Genomic DNA, 14,226 nt, shown 5'->3' with positions numbered 1-14,226 from the left:
CCCGTACGCCGGCGCCGTTCTCCGCGGAGGACTTCTCGGTCGCCGAGCTCTACGCCGGCCAGGCCGGCGTGGCATTGGCCAACCTCGAAACTCACGAAGCCGCCGTCGAGCTCGCCGCGCAACTGCGTCGAGCACTCGACTCCCGCGCAGTCATCGAACAGGCCAAGGGCATCCTCATGGCGAGCCGCGGCGTGAACGCGGACGTAGCGTTCGAAACGCTCGTCACTGCGTCGCAACACGAGAACCGCAAGCTGCATGACATCGCGATCGCCGTGGTCGATACCGTCCTCGGCTGGTGACCCACTGACCGGACGCCCGACGGCCGAGTCGATGGAGCCGCGGCCACCTTCCGCCACCACCGAGCACAACGCCGTTCCGCTTGTGCGCGAGGAGGCGTTGGGAAGTCCGCGCGCCCCTGCGATGGGAACGGCCAGCGCGTCGACGACCCGAACGCTCGCACAATCGGTCGTTGGTCATCTGGTGGCGGTCCAGGAACCCCGCGATGTCGAAGACCCTCCCACTCGGCAGGGCTGACGCGTCCAGGCGCTGCACGCCATCGCTGCCCTGTCAGCGGCTGGCGGCCCGCTTGTACTGGCGCACCGCGAGCGGCACGAACACGGCAAGGATGATGACCACCCACAGCAGGCTGTAGAGGACGGGATGCTGCAGCGGCCACACGTCGGGCGGAGGGAACGCCGGGTTGGTGTTGCCGAACAGCTCACGGGTCGCCTGGACGACCGCCGACACCGGGTTCCAGTAGGCGAACGTCCGCAGCACGGTCGGGAACCCGTCGACCGGCACGAACGTGTTCGCGATGAAGGTCAGCGGGAAGATCGTGATGAACGACGCGTTGTTGACGACCTCGGGGCTCGGGACCAGCAGCCCCACCCACGCCATCATCCACGAGATGGCGTAGGCGAACAGCAGCAGGAGCGCGAAGCCTGCGAGCGCCTCGAGGACCGACGTGTGGATCCGCCAGCCGATCGCCAGCCCGGTCACCGACATCACGGCGACCACGATGATGTTGTTGACGATGTCGCTGGCGGTGCGGCCGAGGAGCACCGCCGAGCGTGACATCGGCAGCGAGCGGAACCGGTCGATGATGCCCTTCTGCATGTCCTCGGCGAGCCCTGCACCGGTGATGGTCGAGCCGAAGATGACCGTCTGCGCGAAGATGCCCGCCATCAGGAACTCGCGATAGCTGACCCCGCCCGGCACGTCGATCGCGCTGCCGAAGACGTAGCCGAACAGCAGCACGAACATGATCGGCGACAGGGTCGTGAAGACGATCAGATCGGGCACGCGCTTGATCTTGATCAGGTTGCGCTTCGCGACGATCGCACCGTCGGCGAAGGCATACAGCAGCTGCGTCATGAGGCGACCTCCTGGCGGGCGCGGGTGTCGGTGTGCACACCGGTGGCGTCGTCTTCGGCGGCACGGTCGGTGCGTACGCCGGTGGCGTCGTCCTCGGCGGCCCGACCTGTCAGCGTGAGGAACACGTCGTCGAGCGTTGGCCGGCGCATGCCGACGTCGAGCACCGGCACCCTGCCATCGTCGAGGCGGCGCAGGGCCGCCATGAGGGCGGTCGCACCCCCGCTGACCGGCGCGGTCAACCGGCGGCCGCCGTCCTCGACGACGACGTCGCCCACCGCGACCTCGCGCAGCGTCGCGCGTGCCGGGTCGACGTCCCGGCGATCGGCCAGGACCAGCTCGACACGCTCGCCGCCGACCGTTCGCTTGAGCTCGTCGGCCGTGCCGTGCGCGATCTCGCGGCCGCGGTCGATCACGACGATGTCGTCGGCCAGGCGGTCGGCCTCCTCCAGGTACTGCGTGGTGAGCATCAGGGTGGTGCCACCGCTCACGAGGTCGCGGATGACGCCCCACATGTCGGTACGGCTGCGTGGGTCCAGCCCGGTCGTCGGTTCGTCGAGGAACAGCACCGGCGGCCGCGCGACCAGCGCTGCGGCGAGGTCGAGCCGGCGACGCATGCCGCCCGAGTAGGTCTTGACGGGACGGTCGCCGGCGTCGGCGAGGTTGAACTGCTCCAGCAGCTCCCTGGCCCGCGTGATCGATGGGCGCCTACCGAGCCGGTACAGCCGGCCGACCATGTCGAGGTTCTCGAATCCCGTGAGGTTCTCGTCGACAGCGGCGTACTGGCCCGACAGCCCGATGTGCCGCCGCACCCCGGCAGGATCGTCGCGGACGTCCAGTCCGGCCACGAAGGCCGACCCGGCGTCCGGATCGAGCAGCGTCGTCAGGATGCGCACCGCCGTGGTCTTGCCGGCACCGTTCGGACCGAGCACCGCCAGGACCGTGCCCTCGGGCACGACCAGATCCAGCCCGTCGAGGGCCACGACGTCGCCGTAGCGTTTGACCAGACCGCTGGCCACGATCTGGCCACGTGAGCTACCGCTGAAGCTGCCTGAGGTGTCGACTGTCATTCGGGACTCCTTCGTTGCTCAGGTCGATCGACCGTCCGGAGGCGTGACCGGACATGGCGCGACCGGCGACATGAGGACGATGTCTCCACACGATACTCACCGCTGCGGACAGAAACTGTCCTAAGTTCCACTATTGTTGACGCATGGACACCTCGGCACGCCTCCTCCGCCTGCTATCACTGCTGCAGGCCCGCCGTGACTGGTCCGGGAGCGAGCTGGCGGAGCGGCTCGAGGTGAGCACCCGGACGATCCGACGCGACATCGAACGCCTCCGCGACCTGGGCTATCCGGTCCATGCGAGTCGCGGCGCCGCGGGGTACGAGCTGGGCGCGGGTGCGGCGCTGCCGCCGCTGTTGCTCGACGACGACGAGGCTGTCGCCGTGGGGGTCGGCCTGCGCATGGCCACGCGCGCCACGGTCACGGGCATCGACGAGGCGGCTATGCGCGCGATGGTCAAGCTCGAACAGGTGCTGCCCTCGCGCCTGCGGCACCGCGTCAACGCGCTGCAGACCGCCGTGGTCACGCTGCCGTCGACGGGTCCGTCGATCGCACCTGACGTGCTCACGGTGATCGCGGCCGCCTGCCGGGACGCACAGCGGCTGCGGTTCGACTACCGCACCCGGGAGGGCGACGAGGCCGTGCGCACCGTCGAGCCGCACCGGCTCGTGCAGACCGCCACCCGGTGGTACCTGCTGGCGTGGGACGTCGTGCGCGACGACTGGAGGATCTTCCGCGTCGACCGCATGCGGCCCCGCCTGCCGACCGGCCCGCGGTTCACACAGCGTGAGCCCCCGGAGCCCGACGCCGCGACGTACGTCGCCCGCAGGCTGTCGTCAGCAGCGTGGGGACCGCAGGCGCGCATCGTCGTGCACGAGCCCGCGGCGTCCTTGCGCGCCAGGCTGTGGGCAGGCTGGGGTGAGGTGGAGCCACGCGACGCCGACACCTGTGAGCTGACCGTGGGCGGCCAGTCGGTACCCGCGCTGGCGCTGCACATCCTGGCACTCGACGTCGACGTCGAGGTGGAGGAACCCCCGGAGCTCGTCGAGCACCTTCGGCTGCTGGCCCGCCGCCTCGGCCACGCGGTCGGGTGACGGCGGCCGTCAGCGCGGGCGGCCGGTCAGCAGCAGGGAACCGCCCGCGGTCGACAGGTCCTCGACGGCGATCTGGTCGTCGGCCAGGAGCGCGAGCTGACGCACCTGCCGGTTGATGTCCTCCCGGGTCCCGGACGGCAGCGGGACCGGCCCGACCCTGACGTCGCGCACAGTCGGCCGCACGACGTCGCGGACGATGCGCAGGTCCACCACGGCTTCGACCGGCAGCGAAAGGTCGTCCAGGCGGCCCGCGACGACCATGCGCCCGTCGGCGTCACCCTCCGGCTCGACGACGTCGACCGACACGTCCCGCAGTGGCTGCTCCGGCGCCCGCGCGAGCGCCGAGGCCACGAGGCCCGTGGTCTCGTCGGCGTCCAGCGACACGGTGACCGAGCCGTCGGGGTTGGTCTTCGCCTGGTCGAGCACGTTGTCGACCGTCACGGCGGTCGCGCCGGCCGACGACGCCGGCTCCGGCGACGTCGAACCGCTGGGCGCGAGGGGGATCCCACCCGTCACCAGCACGACGCCCCCGACGATCGCGAGCAGCGCGACCAGCAGCAACGCACGCCCGCGGCGTGGCCGGCGGCGACCTCCGGTCACCGTCACGGGGAACCGCCCATGTCGTCGTCCGCGATGCGCTCGGAGAGCCGGTCGGCGGCCTCGCGCACCTCGGCGTGGCCCTCCAGCACCGCCTCCCAGGCGGCGGGGACCACGGCTGCCCCCGCCGCAGCACCTCGGATCGCCGCCGCCATCGTCGCGATCGTGTCGGTGTCGCCCCCCAGCGCGACCGCGAGCGTGATCGCCTGCGGCACATCGTGGCTCGTCGCTGCGCACCAGAGGGCGGCGGGCACCGAGCGGTGCGCGACGGGAGCGGTGCCGAGCGTATCGGCAACCGCCGGCGGTGCTGTCCCCGGGTTCGTGCGGGTCGCCGCGTCGAGGCCGTCACGCAGCTGAGCGGTGGACGCCGGCAGGTTCCGGACGTCGGCGAACGTGAACTCCCCGGTCAGTGCAGCACGGGCGACGGCATGCGCCTGCACCACGGCGCCGTCGATGCCGATGGGGTGCACGTGGGTGACCCGCGCCGAGCGCGCCGCCACGTCGGTGACCCGGTCGGGCCGGCCGGCCCAGCGCAGCCCGACCGGCGCGACCCGCATCGCCGCACCGTTGCCGTACGACCCGTCGGGGAAGACCGCGGTCACGGCCGCGTCCGGCGCGCAACCCGCACGCCAGAGCTCGACGACGCGACGCATCCCCGCACCATAGCCCCGGCGCGGGTCGAAGCGCTCCCGCATCCGGCACACGAGGCGCTCGCCGGCGACGCGGTCGTCGTCGTCGACCAGGTGGTCGGTCAGCGCCAGCAGGAGCTCGGTGTCGTCGGTGTAGCGCAGCACCCGCCGTGCGACCGCACGACCGACGCGACGGACCGCGGCATCGCGCCCCACCGGACGGCTCCCTTCGTACGGCGCGCCGATGCAGTCGCCCGCGAGCGCGCCGAGCAGCGCACCGGATACCGCGTCCCGGCTCGCCCCCGCCACGCGTCGGCCGTCAGCCGGCGGCGTCGGTGCCGGACTCGCCCGGACGATCGGTCGTGGCCTCCGCCGCCGGCTGGGGCGACGGCGAGCCGCCGGCCGCCGCGGCCTCGGCCGTCGGCGCCTGCTCGGCCGGGGCCTGCTCGGCGGCCGGGGCCTCGATCCCGAGCTTCGAGCGGATCTCCGACAGGCGCGCGGCGGCCTGGCTGGTCGCGGCGGCCTGCTCGACCTCGAGCATCCGGCCCTGGACCGACTCGCGCTGCAGCTCGGTCGCGCCCTGCGCACGCGCGAACCGGGTCTCGATCTTGCTGCGGACCTCGTCGAGCGTCGGGACGTCCTGCCCGACCTCCGCGCTCATCGTCTCCATCGCGCGGTTCATCTGCTCGGCCATCTTGGCCTGGTCGAGCTGACTGAGCAGCTTCTGGCGCTCGGCGACCTTGGCCTGCAGCTGTTGGGCGTTCTGCGCCACGGCGGCCTTGGCCTGCTCGGTCGCCTGTGTGGCCTGCAGCACCATGGACTGGAGGGTCTCGACCTGCTGCTCCTTGGCGATCAGCTGGTTGGCGAACGCCTCGGCCGTCTGCGTCAGCTCGGCCATGCGCTTGGACTCGCCGCTGTGCTCGGCCTCCGAGGCCATCAGCACCGCCTGCTGCGTGTTGCGGTTGAGCTTCTCGAGGTCCTCGAGCGCACGATCGAGATCCATCTGCGCCTTCTTCTGGTTGGCGATGACACTCGCCGCGGTCTCGCGCAGCCGCCGGTGCTGTGTGCGCGCCTCGGCGATGGCCTGTTCGATCTGAATCTTGGGGTCGGCGACCTCTTCGAACTTCCCGGTCAGCAGCGCCTTCAGGTAGTTCCAGAACCGTCTGAACATGTGACGCGTCTTCCTTGTGTGGATCGTGGTGGGGATCCCGACGACGCTTTGCGTCGGCGTGACGGCCAGCATAGGCAATGACGTGCGCCGTCCGCTGCCGCGGGTGACGTGTCCCGCCGCTCACGCCAGCGGACGACGGCGGGAACCGGCGGCCGGGTCCGGTGCGGGGGTCACCGTGTGACCGGTCTCTTCCAGGCCACGGCGCAAGGCCTCCATCTCGATGACCAGCGACTCGACGTCGTCGTCGAGCAGGCCGACCTCGACGGGGTCCCCGGCGCGCAGCCCCACCTCGATCGCGCGCGCGACCGTCTCGTCGAGTCGCGCGTCGAGCAGCCGCAACCGCTCCCGTGCATCGATGGCGGTCGCCTCGATGCGCCGGTACGTCTCGACCTGGGCACGCACCGACGCGGCGACCCGGTCGTCGCCACGGGCCGCGGCCAGCTCCCGCTCGAGCTGCCCGATCGGGTCGAACTGCGCGAGGGCCGCCTCGAGCTGCTGCCCTCGGTTGGCGATCCGCCAGCTCTCCTGCACAGCGTCGGCGACACGCGCGGCCATCTCGGCCAGACGGTCGCGCAGCGGGCCGTCGGCGGTGGCTTCGACGGCGGCAGCGAACCGCTGCTCGGCCTGCAGCGCGTCGCGCACGTGCTGCCGCCACGGATCGCGCAGCCGGCGCGGGTCGATCACGGTGTCGGCGCCGCGCGGCTGGCGGGGCATGCGGGTCAGCACCCACCCCGCGTACGCCGCGGCGCCCAGCGCTCCGACGGCGACGATCGGCAGCCCCACGAGCACGCCGGCAGCCGTGCCCACCCCGGCGACGATGATCGACGACGGCGCCATGATCGCCTCGGCGGTCTGCCGCGTGAAGAAGCGGTCTCGGAACGACCGCCGCGCTGCGGCACGTCGCAGTCGTTGTGGCGGCGGCATGAGACTGGCCTCCTGGGTCGCGGCCGGGTACTCCGGCGAGTGGTGCGGACCGGAGAGCCCAGTGTGCACCGTCAGCGTGGCAGCGGAGGACATGCACATCTGCGTCCTGACTTGCCACCCGACCCAGCGTGGCAACCAGCCCCGCCATCCCGGGGTCCGCTGCCACGCACCTGCCAGCGTGGCAACCAGCACCGCCACCCCGGGACCCGCTGCCACACCCGTCGGCGGGGGTCAGAAGTTCGAAATCACCGCGTCGAACACCTTCGAGATCGAGGTGGGGTCGCTGGCGTCGTAGACCGCGGCGTTGGTCGCCTCGGCGAGGCGCTGCAGGGTCGCGAGGTCGGCGTCACTGCCGTACGCGATCGGGAAGATCCGCACCGGCTGCGACTGGCGCCCCTCGGAGCCGGCCGCCAGCCGGTCGAGCAGAGCCGACAGGTCGAGCTGACCGTCGGGGTCGTCGTTGCGGCCGTCGGTCAGGAGGACGATCGCGTTGATCCGCTCCCCCTCGTACTCCGCGGTCATCTGCTCGTAGGCCTCGGCGGTGACGTCGTACAGCGGCGTGCCCAGCACCGGGGTCAGCCCCTCCAGCCGGCTGCGCAGCTCGTCACGCTGCCCACCGATCGGCGCGACCTCGACGAGGTCCAGCGCGTCGGTCGTGCTCCCAGGCCCCTCGAGCTCGGTCGAGAAGATTCGCAGCCCCACCTCGTCGCGATCCTGGAACTGCTCGAGGCTGTCGCTGGCCGCCTGCACGGCGAGCTCGAGCTTGGTCGCGTCACCCGCGCCGGCGGGATCGCCCATCGACCCCGACACGTCGAGCACGAGCAGGACCCGAGCGGACTTGCGCTGTGTGTCCCAGCGCCGCAGCATCTCGACGAGCACGGCGGGCTCGGGGACGTCCAGAGTGGTCTCGGGCTGGTCGGGGTCGACGCCGAGCGCCGGAGTGATCGGCGCCTCGACGGCGACCTCGGGGTTGCCGGGCCGGAAGCCGAACTCCAGGACCCGCCGCTGGTTCTCGGGGCGCTGGACGAACTCCTCGAACAGGCCCGCGGCCGTGCGCTGGTCGTCGGACACCCACTCGGCGTCGACCACGAAGAAGGGGTTGTCGCTGAACAGTGTGCCCTCCTCCGGGTAGATCGCGACGAGCGGGATCTTCGGTTCGATCAGCTCCTCGCCCGGCTCGAGCACGCCGTCGGGGTTGCCGCGGTTGTAGTTGATCAGGCTGACCTCCTCGACCGCGACGGCCGAGGCATAGGTCAGGGCGGTGCCGCGGGCGTCGTTGCGCGCGAAGTTGTTGAGGAAGGTCAGCGTGGTGTCGCCGTAGTGGACGACCGCGGACTCGATGTCTCTGGCGAACTGCTCCACCTCGGGCTGTGCCAGCGCCTCGGTGGTCAGCTCGTCCGCAGAGCCCGTCGCCGCGTACGTCTGAGCGATCAGCGCCGACAGGCCGGACGTCGAGTAGTTCGGGTTCGTCTTGCCCAGTCGGAACGGGCCCCACTCGGGATGGTCGTAGGCGCCCCAGCCCTCGTCCGACCGTGCCAGCTCGAGGATGTCGGCCCAGCCGATGGGCGTCTCGGGGTAGCCCAGGGCGGCCGCCATCGGCTCGGGCATGGCGATGACGAGCGGCGTCAGCATGAACGGGCGTCCCTCGCCGACCATCTGGGGCTCGCCGGCGTCGGTGCGGAGCTGGTTCAGGATCGACCCCCACGCACTCGACGCGGGCGACCATATGACCGGACGCGGGCCCTCCGCCTGCTGGTCGGGCCAGCCGTCCGCGAGCAGCTGCATGGCCGCGCCCGACGCCTTGGAGGCCGGCCGCACGAACACACAGGTGCCGTCGACCTGCGCCTCGTCGGAGCCGTTGAACTCGCGGGCGAGATCGGTCAGCAGGTCGATCTTCTCCGAGCTCACCGCCATGTCGACGACGATGCAGTCGCCGGGATCGGCAAGCCCACCGTCCGCAGGCGTCGCGTCCTCGGCGATCAGCTCGCGGGCCGCACTGCACGCCGTCAGCATCATGCAGGCGGCGAGCACCATGGCCAGCCACCTGGGGGCGGACCGGCGCGGGCTGTCATCCACGGGCGACCTCGATCCACAGCTGCCGCAGCGCCTCGAGCGCGGCGGCCGACGGCAGTCCATTGTCGCCGGGCAGGGCGGGGATGCGCGACTCCGACGGAGGAGGCGCACCGCCGAAACGCCATCCGGCGTCGGCCAGCGCGCCCTCGATCTGCGCGGCGACCGCATCGACGGTCGGTGTGCCCGCCTCGCCATAGCCGACGACCACGACGTCGGCGGTGACGACGGGGTCGACGGCGTGGACCATGAGCTGCGCGGCCCGTTGCGGTGCGCTGCGCAGCAGCGGGATCGCCGTCGCCTCCAGGGCGCCGGCGAACTCGTAGTCCGCCCCGCCGGTCAGGAGCATGCGCTCCAACGGCGTCTGTCCCGCCGTCTGCTCGACGGCGGCACCCAATCCCGACAGCCACGAGAAGTAGTCCGTCGAGCTCAGCGACCGGCTGGTCCACTCCTGGTCGTCGAAGAAGTCCGATGTCGCCTGGGACAGCGCCAGCAGGCCCTCGGCCGACCGCTCGGGATGGTCGAGGCCGACCTTGACACGGCCCCAGGCCTGGTCGCCGCCGAAGTCGGCCCAGGGCCGGCCGGCGGCATCGCCGAGACAGCGCCAGGTCAGGCCGCCGCCGTCACAGGTCGGCTCGAGCGCGCGCAGACGGTCCCGGCGTGCCACCACGAGCGCCGGCGACCGCGCCAGCACCGGGCTGCTCGCCGCGGCGACCTCGGGGAGCCCGCCCTGCGCCCTGCGAGCCGCGGCCAGGTCGGGCCACGGCGCAAGCGTCAGCCACACGTCGACGCCCGGATCGCGTTCCGCGAACCGCTCGGCGGTGGTCTCGGCGTCCTCGACAACCGGTGGCGTGGCCGTCGTGACCGCGTCGCACACCGGTGCGAGCTCGCGCACACAGACCACACGCAGGTCGTCGTCGGCGACGGGTGGCGCGTCCTCGCCGACCAGACGGCTGCGTGCCGCGGCTGCCGCGAGCACCAGGCCGACGGCGATGAGCACAGCGAGGAGACGGCGCACGAGCATGGCCTGCAGCGTAGCTATGCGGCGCGTCGACGGTGGTGCGGCGCGACGGGATGGCCGATCGGCTGCGAGATGAGCGGACCGGCCCGCCGCTCCGCGACACCATGACCGCGGAGCGCAGTGTAAGTGCTACCAAGTGTAATCATTGTCTTACTCTTGGTTCGCAATCGCTCGTGGGATGCAGTAGGCTGCCACGGTCGATCGTCAGCGCGGGCAGACGCGGGAGCGCAACCCTTTTCTGCGTTCGACCGGGCACATCCCCCGGCGCGGATCCGGACCGCCAGGTACCACCATCGTCTGAAGCGCCGGCCCGATGAGATACGCCGACGAGGTCACGGGTGTGAGCGTCGATGTCAGAGTTGGGCGTGTGGACGGTCCCCGGCTATGTCGTGCACGAGCGCCTGCAGGCCGGGCTGGTCAGTGCCGCGTACCTGGCCTCGCGCGCCTCGAACGGCTACCCGGTGCTGATGCAGGTCATCTCTGAGGAGTTCAGCGACCCCCTGTCCGCCGAGCACTTCCGCACGACCATCGAGCAGATGTCGGCGGTCCACCACCCTGTCATCCCGACGGTCAGCGAGGTCGGTGAGGCCGACGGCCTGCTCTACACGATCAGCAGCGCCGTGGAGGGACGGTCGCTGGACACGACGCTGCGCTCCCACGGCACCCTGCCGTTGGACGAAGCGCTGGCGGTCTGCCGTGAGCTCGCCGACGCGCTCGACATGGTCGCATGGGCCGGCGTGGTGCACGGCGCCGTCAGCCCGACCACGGTGTGGCTCAACGACCGGGTCCGGTCCCCGTCCGCGCCATACGTGTCCCTGCGGGGCTTCGGCACGACGCCGCTGCGGGCACGCCGCATCCAGAACCCCGACGCCGCGCCTTCGCCCGACATCGCGTACACGGCGCCCGAGCAGGTCCGGGGGTCGGCGCCGGTCGAGGGGACCGACCAGTACGCGCTGGCCTGCATGGTCCTGCACTGCCTGACCGGGTCCGTGCCGTTCGCGCGTACGAGCGTCGGCGACCTGTTCGACGCCCACGTCGCGCAGGAGCCCGACGACGCGATGCTGCAGGCCGATCGCCTGCCAGGGCCGGTCGTCACCGGCCTGCGCCGGGCCCTGTCGAAGGATCCCGCGGACCGGTTCCTGACGTGCACGGACTTCGCGACGGCGATCGGCGCCACCGCGCGGCCGTCGTGGATGTGGATGGCCGAGACCGGCCAGGCTCCCGGCGTCCCGGACGAGATCGACATACGTGACGACGTGACCAGGACCGGCGCGGCGGCCGGCCAGCGGCCCGCACCGACGTCATCCTCGTCCAGGACCGCGCGGTCGCTCAACGAGGTCGACCGGCAGCCCGGGTCGGCCACCAGGACCCGGCCGCAGCAGCCCGTCCGTGCACCCGGAACAGCCACCGTGGGCGGCGGACCGAACCCGGTGGCGACGCCCGCACGACGGATCGGGCTCACCGCCCGGCAGGTGCGTTGGATCGGGCTGGCACTCCTGGCGGTCGTCGTCGCCGCCGGCGCCGTGGCGCTCGGCCGTGTGGTGCGTGCCGTGGACCGCTCCGGTGCCCTGGCCGGCACCGCGGACCCGTTCAACGGCGACGGCATCGTCGAGATCGCGGCCTCGTGGCGGGAGCCGATCGCCGACGGGCCGGTCAACCTGCTTTCGGCCGAGGAGGACGGCGTGCTCAGCGCCGCCGGTGCCGTGGTCGCCAGCCTCGACCACGAGACCGGCAGGGCGCAGTGGACCACGGAGCTGGCTGCACCGGTCGAAGAGATGTCGGTGCTCGGGCCCACCGTGATCCTGCGGACGGCGTTACAGTTCGTCGCGCTCGACCGCGCCGACGGTGCCGTGATGTGGCGGTCCTCGGAGACCGGCATGCCGGAGCTGGACGCCTTCATCACGGGTCGCGGTCGCATGTTCGGTGTGGCACGCGACGACGCCGGTGACGTGGCCGTCCATGCGATCGACCCGATCTCGGGCGAGATCGACTGGACGATCACCGCGCCCGCGTCGGCCGACGCCGAGGATGACGCACCGCTGACGATCGCGTTCGACGGCAGCGAACGTGGGCAGCGCTCGCTGTACGTCGTCGAGGGGGACGTGTTGAGCGCCTTCTCGGTGACGACCCGCGAGCTGCGGTGGCAGAGCACGCTCGAGGGCGGGCATCCGGTGTCGATGACCGCGATCGCCGGGGCGGTCCTCACCGTCAGCAACGACGGCGAGGTGTGCAGCTACCACGCCGACGACGGCGAGGCCGCGTGGACGACGTGTGCGACGCTCGAGCGGGCCGACGACCCGGCAAGGATCGCGCAGGTCCGCGACGGCAGCATAGTCGTCGCCGGCGCGCACGAGGTGCTGTCGGTCGACTTCACCAGTGGCACGCCGCGGTGGCGCATCGTGTCGGAGGAGGCGTTGCAGCCCGTCATCGCCGCCAACCGCGCCGCGACATACGTCGCCGCTCCCGACGGCTGCGTCGAAGCGATCGCGCAGCGCAACGGCGCGTTGCTGTGGGAGTCCGCCCCGTTCGGCCCGATCAGCGCCTTGGCGGCCACCGACGACGCCGTGTATCTGACGACCTCCGATGGCCGCCTCACCCGGCTCGAGGCATCGGTCGCGCCGGACGGGGACGGCTGACGCCGTCGGTCAGGCGATGCCCGCCGCGGTCGCGCCGGGCGTCGGGATGTCGTCCGCGGTCAGGCACACCAGGTCCTCGCGTGAGACCTGGTCGAGACGCACGACCCTCGTCGCCTGCTCGGCGCAGGCCTCCTCGAACAGGTTGCGTGCGAGGCGCCCGTTGCCGAAGCCCGGGCCGCGCGGCACCGACTCGAAGTGGGCCCGCAGCCGCACACGCGCGCCGTCGTTCAGCTCGTAGTGGTGGCTGCCGGCGAGCATCTCGAAGATGCGCACCAACTCGTCGGTGCTGTAGTCGGGAAAGTGGATCACCCGCGGGAAGCGCGACCGCAACCCCGGGTTCGAGGAGATGAACTCCTCCATCTCGGCGGGGTAGCCGGCGACGATGACGACGAGGCGCTCACGCCGGTCCTCCATCAGTTTGACCAGGGTGTCGATCGCCTCCCGCCCGAAGTCACGGTCGTCGCCACGGATCAGCGCGTAGGCCTCGTCGATCAGCAGCACGCCGCCGGTCGCGGCGTCGACGACCTCGGTTACCCGGGTCGCGGTCTGGCCGATGAACCCGGCGACCAGCGCCGCCCGGTCCGTTTCGACGAGGTGCCCGCGCTCGACCACACCCAGCGCGCGGTACAGCTGCGCCACGAGGCGTGCCACCGTCGTCTTGCCGGTGCCGGGGTTGCCCGTGAAGACCAGGTGGCGGCTCTGCGGCGCGACGGGAAGGTCGCGCTCGCGGCGCAGCCGCTCGACGGTGATCAGGTCCGCGACGCGACGGATCTCGGTCTTGACCGGGTCGAGCCCGACGAGCGCGTCGAACTCGGTGAACAGCTCCTCGGTGGTCTTCTGCGGCTCGTGCAGGTTCTGCATCGTGCCGATCGCCGGTGACCTCGGCTCCTCGGGCCGGTCGGCCTCGACGTCTCCAGTGGCACGCCGCTCCGCCGGGGGCAGCAGGCGCAGCAGCATGCTCCGGAGGGTCTCGACGGCCGCGAGCTCCAGCCGGCCCGTGTAGCCGTCGAGCGCCACCGCGGCGTGGGCCACCGCCATGGCGTGTTCGTAGTACACGCGGGACCGTCCGGCGCCGTCGCGCAGGTCGGCGTCACGCAGCAGGCTGAACAGCGGCGACGGCGTCTCGAGGCGCTGCGATCCGGACTCCAGGAGCATCGCGCGGCGTCGTTCGACGGGCGTCGCCGCCGCCACCCGCGGGTCGTCGAGCTCGCCGAAGCACGTGATCATCGCCAGCAACTCGAGGTCGGTGACCACGCCGTCGGCGGCGATGAGCCCCGCCACCAGCCCCGACGCGTCGACCAGCACGTCACGGCGAATGTTGTCGTTGGGCAGTCCCGCGTCGGTCGCGAGCCGCTCCAGCAGTGGGGCGACCGCGGCCACGAAGTCCCGGACACGCGCGTCGAGGGCCGCGGAGGTCGTCACGCCGGTCGCTCCTCCGGCGATTCGACGGCCTCGCGGAGCCTGGTTCCACGAAGCCTGGTCATCTCGCTGACGCTCGACTCCCAACGGCCCAGGGACGGCTCCACCGGCCAGGCAGAATGGCTCCACCGCATGGACTATCGTCCTCCACAACGCTCGGTCCAGCATCGCACGCCCCAGCCAGCGGGGGTGGGCGGCCGTGGACCGTGATCAGCAAGGAACTTCCA

12 protein-coding genes are annotated in these 14,226 nt (G+C 71.9%); 3 read left to right on the top strand and 9 right to left on the bottom strand.

Annotated features, from left to right (window positions below):
• Positions 1 to 299: ANTAR domain-containing protein (locus tag VK923_05070; GenBank protein ID HSJ44039.1), on the top strand; the 299-nt coding region annotated here is incomplete at its 5' end.
• 268 nt (positions 300 to 567) lie between these two features.
• Here VK923_05070 and VK923_05065 read toward each other — a convergent pair.
• Both VK923_05065 and VK923_05060 read right to left on the bottom strand, forming a co-directional pair.
• Positions 568 to 1,374 (bottom strand): ABC transporter permease, encoded by an 807-nt coding sequence (locus VK923_05065; GenBank protein HSJ44038.1) that lies wholly within the window; start codon positions 1,372 to 1,374, stop codon positions 568 to 570.
• The gene (locus tag VK923_05060) at positions 1,371 to 2,441 is read right to left on the bottom strand and encodes an ATP-binding cassette domain-containing protein (protein ID HSJ44037.1); all 1,071 of its coding nucleotides are present in this window, start codon (positions 2,439 to 2,441) and stop codon (positions 1,371 to 1,373) included. The genes VK923_05065 and VK923_05060 overlap by 4 nt, the downstream gene beginning before the upstream one ends.
• Before the next feature lie 143 nt (positions 2,442 to 2,584).
• Here VK923_05060 and VK923_05055 point away from each other — a divergent pair, with 143 nt between their 5' ends.
• Positions 2,585 to 3,532, top strand: coding sequence for a WYL domain-containing protein (locus tag VK923_05055; GenBank protein HSJ44036.1), 948 nt, complete (start codon positions 2,585 to 2,587; stop codon positions 3,530 to 3,532).
• 9 nt (positions 3,533 to 3,541) lie between these two features.
• On the opposite strand, the gene VK923_05050 is transcribed toward VK923_05055, so the two are convergent.
• From VK923_05050 to VK923_05025, 6 genes are all read right to left on the bottom strand, one after another.
• Positions 3,542 to 4,138: a hypothetical protein gene (locus VK923_05050; GenBank protein ID HSJ44035.1), complete on the bottom strand. Its 597-nt coding sequence runs from the start codon at positions 4,136 to 4,138 to the stop codon at positions 3,542 to 3,544.
• Positions 4,135 to 5,067, bottom strand: coding sequence for an ADP-ribosylglycohydrolase family protein (locus VK923_05045; GenBank protein HSJ44034.1), 933 nt, complete (start codon positions 5,065 to 5,067; stop codon positions 4,135 to 4,137). The genes VK923_05050 and VK923_05045 overlap by 4 nt, the downstream gene beginning before the upstream one ends.
• Before the next feature lie 10 nt (positions 5,068 to 5,077).
• Positions 5,078 to 5,929: a PspA/IM30 family protein gene (locus VK923_05040; GenBank protein ID HSJ44033.1), complete on the bottom strand. Its 852-nt coding sequence runs from the start codon at positions 5,927 to 5,929 to the stop codon at positions 5,078 to 5,080.
• Positions 5,930 to 6,049: 120 nt separating this feature from the next.
• Positions 6,050 to 6,946: a hypothetical protein gene (locus tag VK923_05035; protein ID HSJ44032.1), complete on the bottom strand. Its 897-nt coding sequence runs from the start codon at positions 6,944 to 6,946 to the stop codon at positions 6,050 to 6,052.
• 138 nt (positions 6,947 to 7,084) lie between these two features.
• Positions 7,085 to 8,929, bottom strand: coding sequence for a substrate-binding domain-containing protein (locus VK923_05030; GenBank protein ID HSJ44031.1), 1,845 nt, complete (start codon positions 8,927 to 8,929; stop codon positions 7,085 to 7,087).
• Positions 8,922 to 9,947: a hypothetical protein gene (locus tag VK923_05025; GenBank protein ID HSJ44030.1), complete on the bottom strand. Its 1,026-nt coding sequence runs from the start codon at positions 9,945 to 9,947 to the stop codon at positions 8,922 to 8,924. Before VK923_05025 ends, VK923_05030 begins: the two co-directional genes overlap by 8 nt.
• Before the next feature lie 347 nt (positions 9,948 to 10,294).
• Between VK923_05025 and VK923_05020 the strand changes: the two genes are divergently transcribed.
• Complete coding sequence (locus VK923_05020; protein ID HSJ44029.1) at positions 10,295 to 12,580, top strand: PQQ-binding-like beta-propeller repeat protein; 2,286 nt, start codon at positions 10,295 to 10,297, stop codon at positions 12,578 to 12,580.
• A gap of 9 nt (positions 12,581 to 12,589) precedes the next feature.
• Here the strand turns inward: VK923_05020 and VK923_05015 are convergent, their stop codons facing one another.
• Positions 12,590 to 14,002, bottom strand: coding sequence for an AAA family ATPase (locus VK923_05015; GenBank protein HSJ44028.1), 1,413 nt, complete (start codon positions 14,000 to 14,002; stop codon positions 12,590 to 12,592).
• Positions 14,003 to 14,226: the final 224 nt, after the last annotated feature.

It is taken from the genome of Euzebyales bacterium (genome assembly GCA_035461305.1).
In the GTDB taxonomy this organism is placed as follows: Bacteria; Actinomycetota; Nitriliruptoria; order Euzebyales; family JAHELV01; genus JAHELV01.
Note: the sequence above shows the minus strand (reverse complement) of the source record. Positions and strands in the feature narration are given on the sequence as shown.

Coding starts and splice junctions, on each gene's coding strand:
- VK923_05065 (HSJ44038.1), bottom strand. CDS start 1,374: ATGACGCAGCTGCTGTATGCCTTCGCCGACGGTGCGATCGTCGCGAAG.
- VK923_05060 (HSJ44037.1), bottom strand. CDS start 2,441: ATGACAGTCGACACCTCAGGCAGCTTCAGCGGTAGCTCACGTGGCCAG.
- VK923_05055 (HSJ44036.1), top strand. CDS start 2,585: ATGGACACCTCGGCACGCCTCCTCCGCCTGCTATCACTGCTGCAGGCC.
- VK923_05040 (HSJ44033.1), bottom strand. CDS start 5,929: ATGTTCAGACGGTTCTGGAACTACCTGAAGGCGCTGCTGACCGGGAAG.
- VK923_05035 (HSJ44032.1), bottom strand. CDS start 6,946: ATGTCCTCCGCTGCCACGCTGACGGTGCACACTGGGCTCTCCGGTCCG.
- VK923_05025 (HSJ44030.1), bottom strand. CDS start 9,947: ATGCTCGTGCGCCGTCTCCTCGCTGTGCTCATCGCCGTCGGCCTGGTG.
- VK923_05020 (HSJ44029.1), top strand. CDS start 10,295: ATGTCAGAGTTGGGCGTGTGGACGGTCCCCGGCTATGTCGTGCACGAG.